This is a genomic window from Francisella sp. 19S2-4 (assembly GCF_036281795.1).
In the GTDB taxonomy this organism is placed as follows: Bacteria; Pseudomonadota; Gammaproteobacteria; order Francisellales; family Francisellaceae; genus Francisella.
Map to the genome: position 1 here is coordinate 1 of NZ_JAWUZH010000066.1, position 7,149 is coordinate 7,149.

Here is a 7,149-nt window from a genome sequence, read left to right on the forward strand (position 1 = left end):
AGGCTAAGTTTTTACTAAAAATAGCAAAAATATTCCTATTCATAGAAATTGAAAGATTTATTCAACAGTCTTTTTAATATCTAAGAAAATTGCTAAATATAATATACATATTTTTTTCTAACTTTAATAAGATAAATCTAAAAGAAACTCGTTATTTTCTAAATGACAAATAAAACACCTTTGCTAACCAGTAGATTTAAACTAGAGCCTCTCAAGCAAGAGCACGCAGATAAGATGTTTAACTTACTACAGAACAAAGAAATATATCACTATATAGATGACTCACCGCCATCTTCTTTAGATAAATTAGAAATCAAATATAAACAGCGAGAAAAACAAATATCTCCAGATAATAAATATATTTGGTTAAACTGGATAATCAAATGTAAGAAGTCAGAAAAATATATTGGATATGTCCAAGCAACTATCCCTATTTTAGAAAAAACAGCTGTTTTAGGATATGTTATTTTTCCAGCTTATTGGAGAAAGGGAGTTGCTACAGAAACTGCAAGTTGTGTTATAACAGAGTTATTTAAAACTTATAAAGTCATAGAAATAAAAGCTTCTATAGATAAAAGAAATATAGCATCAATTACATTAATTAAACGTTTAGGCTTTCAAAAAGAAAATGAAGAAGATTATTTTCTCAGAAATAATTATTAAAGATAAAAAAGTTATGATTAATTATTCAAAGAAGCTCTTAGCATAGTCTTTTACATTATCAAACCAAGATTTACTTTTTGGCGAATGCTTACTTTGATAATCTTCACCTAAACTATCAGCAAATTTTTCTAAAAGTTCTTTTTGTTCAGCATTTAGATTTACAGGAGTTTCTACTACTACCTTACAAAGTAAATCACCTCTTCTATGGCCTCTTAAAGATTTCATTCCTTTTTCTCTTAAACGGAAAACTTTACCTGTTTGAGTTTCTGGAATAACTTTTAATACAACCTCGCCATCTAATGTTGGAACCTTAATTTCTCCACCAAGACAAGCTTTAGTAAAACTTATCGGCATCTCACAGTAAAGGTTCATTTCTCTTCTTTCAAAAATCTTATGATCCTTGATTAAGATCTGGACATAAAGGTCACCATTCATGCTGCCATTAGATCCGGAATCTCCTTCACCATGAAGTCTGATTCTATCTCCGTTATCAACACCTTCTGGTATCTTAACTTTTAGAGTTTTTTGTTTTTTGACCTTACCATTTCCATAACATACATCACATGGATCTGAAATATTAGAACCAGTACCATTACAAACTGGGCAAGTCTGCTCAAAAGCAAAAAAACCTTGCTGTCTTCTAATTGTACCTTGACCATGACATGCATGACAGGTTGTCTTACTTTTAGATTTTGATCCAGTACCTTCACAAGTATCACAAGCAGCCATCCTTGGTATAGTTATCTCTTTTTCTGCACCAAAGAAGGCCTCCTCTAATGATATTTCCAAAGTATATTCTAGATCACTACCTCTAGACGCTCTAGATCTACCAGCACCGCCTCGAGAAGCTCCACCACCAAAGAAAGTGTCAAAAATGTCTTCAAAACCACCAAAACCTCCAGCTCCAGCACCACCTTGTTGGTTAACTCCAGCATGACCAAACTGATCATATCTTGATCTTTTTTGATCGTCACTTAATATTTCATAAGCTTCAGAGACTTCTTTGAATTTAATTTCAGCTTCTTTATCATCTGGATTACGATCTGGGTGATATTTCATAGCAAGCTTCCTATAAGCTCTTTTAATTTCAACACCTGAAGCTGTTTTTGATACATTTAGAATTTCATAGTAGCATTTCTGTTGCATTTTAATTAACCTAAAATTTTTGGACGTATAATTATAACAAAAAGAAAGGTGCGCATAAACCGCACCTTATTGGTTTTTTAAAAGAATTTTATTTATTTTTTCTCGTCTTCAACATCTTCAAAATCAGCATCAACGACATCTTCATCTTTCTTAGGCTCTTCAGCTTGAGCTCCACCTTGGGCGCCTGCTGCTTGAGCTTGATCAGCGTATGCTTTTTGAGCAATTGGTGCAAAAGCTTCTTCTAAAGCTTTAGTTTTAGCTTCGATTGCATCTTTATCGTCACCTTTAACTACTGATTCTAGATCTTTACAAGCTGCTTCAATCTTATCTTTTTCTTCAGCTGTTACTTTCTCACCTAGCTCAGTTATAGCTTTTCTTGAGCTATGAATTAGGTTATCAGCAGTATTTCTAGCACCTACAAGATCGTGGAACTTCTTATCTGCTTCAGCATTAGCTTCTGCATCTCGTACCATTTTCTCGATATCTTCTTCAGATATACCACTAGAAGATTTAATTACAATATTTTGCTCTTTACCAGTAGCTTTATCTTTAGCAGATACATTTAAGATACCATTTGCATCTATATCAAATGTAACTTCAATCTGTGGCATACCACGAGGAGCTGGTGGAATATCTGCTAAATCAAATCTACCTAAAGATTTGTTTGCAGAAGCCATTTCACGCTCACCTTGAAGTACATGAATAGTTACCGCAGGTTGGTTATCTTCAGCTGTAGAGAATACTTGTGACTTCTTAGTAGGGATAGTCGTATTTCTCTCTATAAGCTTAGTCATCACCCCTCCCATAGTCTCAATACCTAGAGAAAGTGGAGTCACATCTAATAAAAGTACATCTTTAACATCACCTGCTAATACACCACCTTGAATAGCTGCACCTACTGCTACAGCTTCATCAGGGTTTACATCTTTACGAGGCTCTTTACCAAAGAACTCTTTTACTTTCTCTTGTACTAGAGGCATACGAGTTTGTCCACCTACTAATAGTACTTCTGTAATATCAGATTTGCTTAAACCAGCATCTTCTAGAGCTTTTTTACATGGCTCTAAAGATCTAGCAACTAAATCACCAACTAAAGATTCAAATTTAGCTCTAGTTATCTTGATGTTTAAATGCTTAGGTCCTGTAGCATCAGCTGTAATATATGGTAAGTTCACATCTGTTTGGCTCGCAGATGATAATTCCACTTTAGCTTTTTCTGCTGCTTCTCTAACTCTTTGTAAAGCTAGCTTATCATTATGAAGATCTATACCTTGCTCTTTTTTGAACTCATCAATTAAGTAGTCCATTAAAGCTAAATCGAAATCTTCACCACCTAAGAAAGTATCACCATTTGTTGATAATACTTCGATTTGGTTATCACCATCAACATCAGCAATTTCAATGATTGAAATATCGAATGTACCACCACCTAAATCATAAACTGCTACAGTTTGCTCACCTTTTTTAGAGTCAACACCGTAAGCTAATGCTGCAGCTGTAGGCTCGTTGATAATTCTTTTAACATCAAGACCTGCAATTTTACCAGCATCTTTTGTAGCTTGTCTTTGGCTATCATTGAAGTAAGCAGGTACTGTAATTACAGCTTCTGTAACAGGCTCACCTAAGAAATCTTCAGCTGTTTTTTTCATCTTTCTTAATATCTCAGCAGATACTTGAGGTGGCGCCATTTTTTTACCATCTTTAGTAGCAACCCAAGCATCTCCATTATCTGCTTTAACTACTGCATAAGGAACTTTCTTTTTGATATCATCTTGTACAGCTTTATCATCATACTTACGACCGATAAGTCTTTTGATAGCAAAGAAAGTATTATCAGGGTTTGTTACAGCTTGTCTTTTTGCTGATTGACCCACTAAGATCTCACCACCATCTGTATAAGCTACCACTGAAGGCGTAGTTCTATGACCTTCAGCATTTTCAATAACTTTAGCACTCTTACCATCCATGATAGCAAGACAAGAGTTAGTAGTTCCTAAATCTATTCCTATTATTTTTCCCATTTGATTCTCCTGTTTTATATTTCTAATTCTTTTAATTCAAGTAATTTTTTTAAAACCATCTGACTAATAGATGGATGTAGTTTGTTTTTTTTCAAGAACTTTTTTTAATTTTTTACAACAATAACTTTAGCGGCTCTTACTACACGTCCATTTAATAAGTAACCTTTTTGAAAAACTTCAAAAACAGTATTATCCTCTATTTCCGGATTAGGTATCATTGCCAAAGCTTCATGAATATTTGGATCAAACTTTTCTCCTTTTGGATTAATTTCTTGTAAGCCATTATTTTTCAAAATATCTAAAAGCATTTTAGAAGTAAGCTCGATACCTTCTTTCATTGCTATTGCTTCTTCTAATTTCACCTCATGCTTTAAAGCTTGGTCAATACTATCTGTTACAGGTAAAAGCTCTTTAACAAATTTTTCTACGCCAAATTTGCGTGCATTAGAAACTTCTTTTTCTGCTCTTCTACGAATATTTTCCATCTCTGCTCTAGCTCTTAGAGCCTCATCTTTCATAGCATCACAAGTTTCTTCAAGTTCTTTTATGGCATCTTTTGATCTTTCTAGCTGTTCTTCCACTGATAGTTCTTCAACAGCATTATTAGAAGAGTTATCTTGTGCTTCTGCTTCATTATTTAGATTTTGATCTTCTACTTTATTTTTTTCATCTTTACTCATAAAACAACCTTTTACTTTTAGTTCTGTTAATACTACAATTTGTTAGATGTTTTATAGATAGTGATTATTTCGATATTTTCAAGAAATTATTAGCATTTTTTTATAATGAGTATTAAACGAGCAATGAAGACTTTAAAAAAGATAAATATTATTTTACTTACTTTAGTAATATCAAGCTGTGCAAATGTTAATACTAAAAGTAATCTTCCAGAGAAGCCAACAAGTATAACTCCTGAAAAACCTAAAGACCTCATTACCAAACCTAAAAAATCTAAAATTAAAGAACAAAATAAACTAAGTGTTGCTGACTATCTTACAGAAAAGTATTCAGATAAAGTTACATACCAAAAATCAACTTTCAAAAAGTTAGCTAACTGGGATAAAGCTAATCAGCTCAATTCTTTAAATGCGCTAAAATTATCATGTAGCAAAATACTTGAAGAAAAAAAGCCAGAATATAAGAACTGGATTAACATCTGCAATAAAGTAGAAAAAACAAATTTTAAAACTCCTCAAGAAGCAAGATTATTCTTTGAAAAAAACTTCACTCCTTATCAGATAATCATAGGTGATAAAGATACTGGACTTTTTACAGGATATTATGAGCCCACAATGAAAGGAAGCTTAGTAAAGACACTGCAATATAGTGTACCAATATACAAAACTCCAGATGGTTTAGTCAAAAAATCTAACGGCGATGACAGCTATGTATTTGGTATATATAATGAAGATGGGAAATTAGTTCCATATTATTCACGAGAGCAAATATCTGAAGGTAATTTATTCTCAAATAAAGATGTATTAGTTTGGGTAAAATCAAAAGTTGATCGTACTTTTTTACAAATTCAAGGTTCTGGAAGAATAGAAACAGGTAGTGGCGATATCTTACTAGGGTATGACAGTCAAAATGGCCATCCTTATAGACCAATAGGAAAATATTTACTTGAGCACAACTATATGTCTGCAAAAGAAATGTCTATGCAATCTATAAAAGAATGGCTTAATAATCATAAAGATAAAATTGATGACGTCTTAAATTATGATCCATCATTTGTATTTTTTAGATATATTGATCGTAAAAATGCTGTAGGTGCTCAAGATGTTGAACTAACACCTGGTTACTCTTTAGCTGTTGATCATATATATTATCCTTATGGAGTGCCTCTGTGGCTAGAGACAGACTATTATAAAGAAAATCATAAGGATACTGTTCCTCTTGACAGATTAATGATTGCCCAAGATACTGGAGGAGCTATTCGCGGTGCTATTCGTGGTGATGTTTTCTGGGGTCATGGTAAACAAGCTGAATTTAACGCTGGCCATATGAATAATAAAGGTAAATTATGGATACTACTACCAAATGAATAAAGTTAATACAGTAATTATAGGTGGCGGAATATCAGGAGTTAGTTTTTCACAAAAACTAAATGAAGCAGGTATTGAAAATCTAATTATTGAGAAAAATAGAAATGATGGTTGTATTGATACCCAAAATTATAAAGATTTCTGGTTTGAAATGGGTGCACACACCATATACAACTCCTATACAGATACTATCGATTTTATCAAAAAAAACAAAATAGAAGATAATATTATTACTCGTAATAAGTTACCTTTTTTACTAGTAAAACCTAACAACAATATTGAAAGTATTTTCAAAAATTTAAATTTCTTTAGCTTAATATTTAATTATATTAAAAATAGAAAAATATCAAAAAATGATAAAACTGTAAAAGAATATGCTTCAAAACTTTTTGGCGAAGAAAACTACAATAATACTTTAAAATATTGTTTTAATGCGGTACTTTCACAAAATAGCGAAGACTTTCCAATGGAATATCTCTTTAAAAAATATGATAGAGATAAAACTATACCAAGAAGTTTTACTTTAAGAAATGGACTTTCAAGCATCATACAAAACTCACAAATAAACTCTATAAAGAGTAATGTCTTTAATATTTCTTATAATCAAGATAAACAATGGCTAATTACAACAGACAAAACTAGCTATATTGCTGATAAAATTTGTTTAGCAACTCCTTGGAATATTACAAAAGAATTTTTAAAAGACATTCTTCCTAATATAGCTAAACATAAATATTCTCCAACAATGTCTGAGCTAACAAGCCTTGCTATTATTATTGACAAAAATAAGCTTGATCATATAAAAAACTTAGCTGGTTTAATTGGTAAAGAACAGTTTTTCTTTTCTGCTGTTTCTAGAGATGTTGTTAATCATCCTGATTATAGAGCTATAGTTTTTCACTGCCACAATAATTCTTCTCAAGAAAATCTAGTTCATAAAATTGCTAAACTTCTAAGAATAGACAACGCAGACATTTTATACTCATATCAAAAAACAAACCTACTACCTTGCTACCATCGTAATCATAGTACCTTCTTAGAAGGTTTAGAAAAAGAACTTTCACAAATACCTAACTTATATATTACTGGAAATTTCTTTGATAGATTAGCAATTGAAAACTGTATTAGACGATCAAATAAAGAAGCGAATAGATTAATTTCTAATTAAATTACTCATATACTCTATAGACTTTTGATATATATAAAAGACTGTTGAATTAATATCCCAAATTGTTAGATATATTTTGTAAAATACAGATGTTACAGATATTAGT

General features: G+C 31.7%; 6 protein-coding genes. 3 read left to right on the plus strand and 3 right to left on the minus strand.

Annotated elements, in window-relative coordinates; translation table 11 throughout:
* Positions 1-162 precede the first annotated feature (162 nt).
* Complete coding sequence (locus R8535_RS10330; protein WP_329499009.1) at positions 163-663, plus strand: GNAT family N-acetyltransferase; 501 nt, start codon at positions 163-165, stop codon at positions 661-663.
* Positions 664-684: 21 nt separating this feature from the next.
* Here R8535_RS10330 and dnaJ read toward each other — a convergent pair whose 3' ends face one another.
* The 3 genes from dnaJ to grpE all read right to left on the minus strand — a co-directional run bounded on the left by dnaJ (position 685) and on the right by grpE (position 4,510).
* Entirely contained in the window at positions 685-1,809 is a 1,125-nt protein-coding gene (dnaJ, locus tag R8535_RS10335) for a molecular chaperone DnaJ (RefSeq protein WP_329499007.1), read from the minus strand.
* A 92-nt stretch (positions 1,810-1,901) separates the two neighbouring features.
* A complete protein-coding gene (gene dnaK / locus R8535_RS10340) occupies positions 1,902-3,830 on the minus strand; it encodes a molecular chaperone DnaK (protein WP_329499005.1) in 1,929 nt (642 codons plus the stop codon).
* Positions 3,831-3,934: 104 nt separating this feature from the next.
* Entirely contained in the window at positions 3,935-4,510 is a 576-nt protein-coding gene (gene grpE / locus R8535_RS10345; RefSeq protein ID WP_329499004.1) for a nucleotide exchange factor GrpE, read from the minus strand.
* A gap of 105 nt (positions 4,511-4,615) precedes the next feature.
* On the opposite strand from grpE, the gene mltA reads away from it, so the two are divergent.
* Both mltA and R8535_RS10355 read left to right on the plus strand, forming a co-directional pair.
* Complete coding sequence (gene mltA / locus R8535_RS10350) at positions 4,616-5,878, plus strand: murein transglycosylase A (RefSeq protein WP_329499002.1); 1,263 nt, start codon at positions 4,616-4,618, stop codon at positions 5,876-5,878.
* Positions 5,871-7,043, plus strand: a complete 1,173-nt coding sequence (locus R8535_RS10355; RefSeq protein ID WP_329499000.1) for an NAD(P)-binding protein — start codon at positions 5,871-5,873, stop codon at positions 7,041-7,043. Before mltA ends, R8535_RS10355 begins: the two co-directional genes overlap by 8 nt.
* Positions 7,044-7,149: the final 106 nt, after the last annotated feature.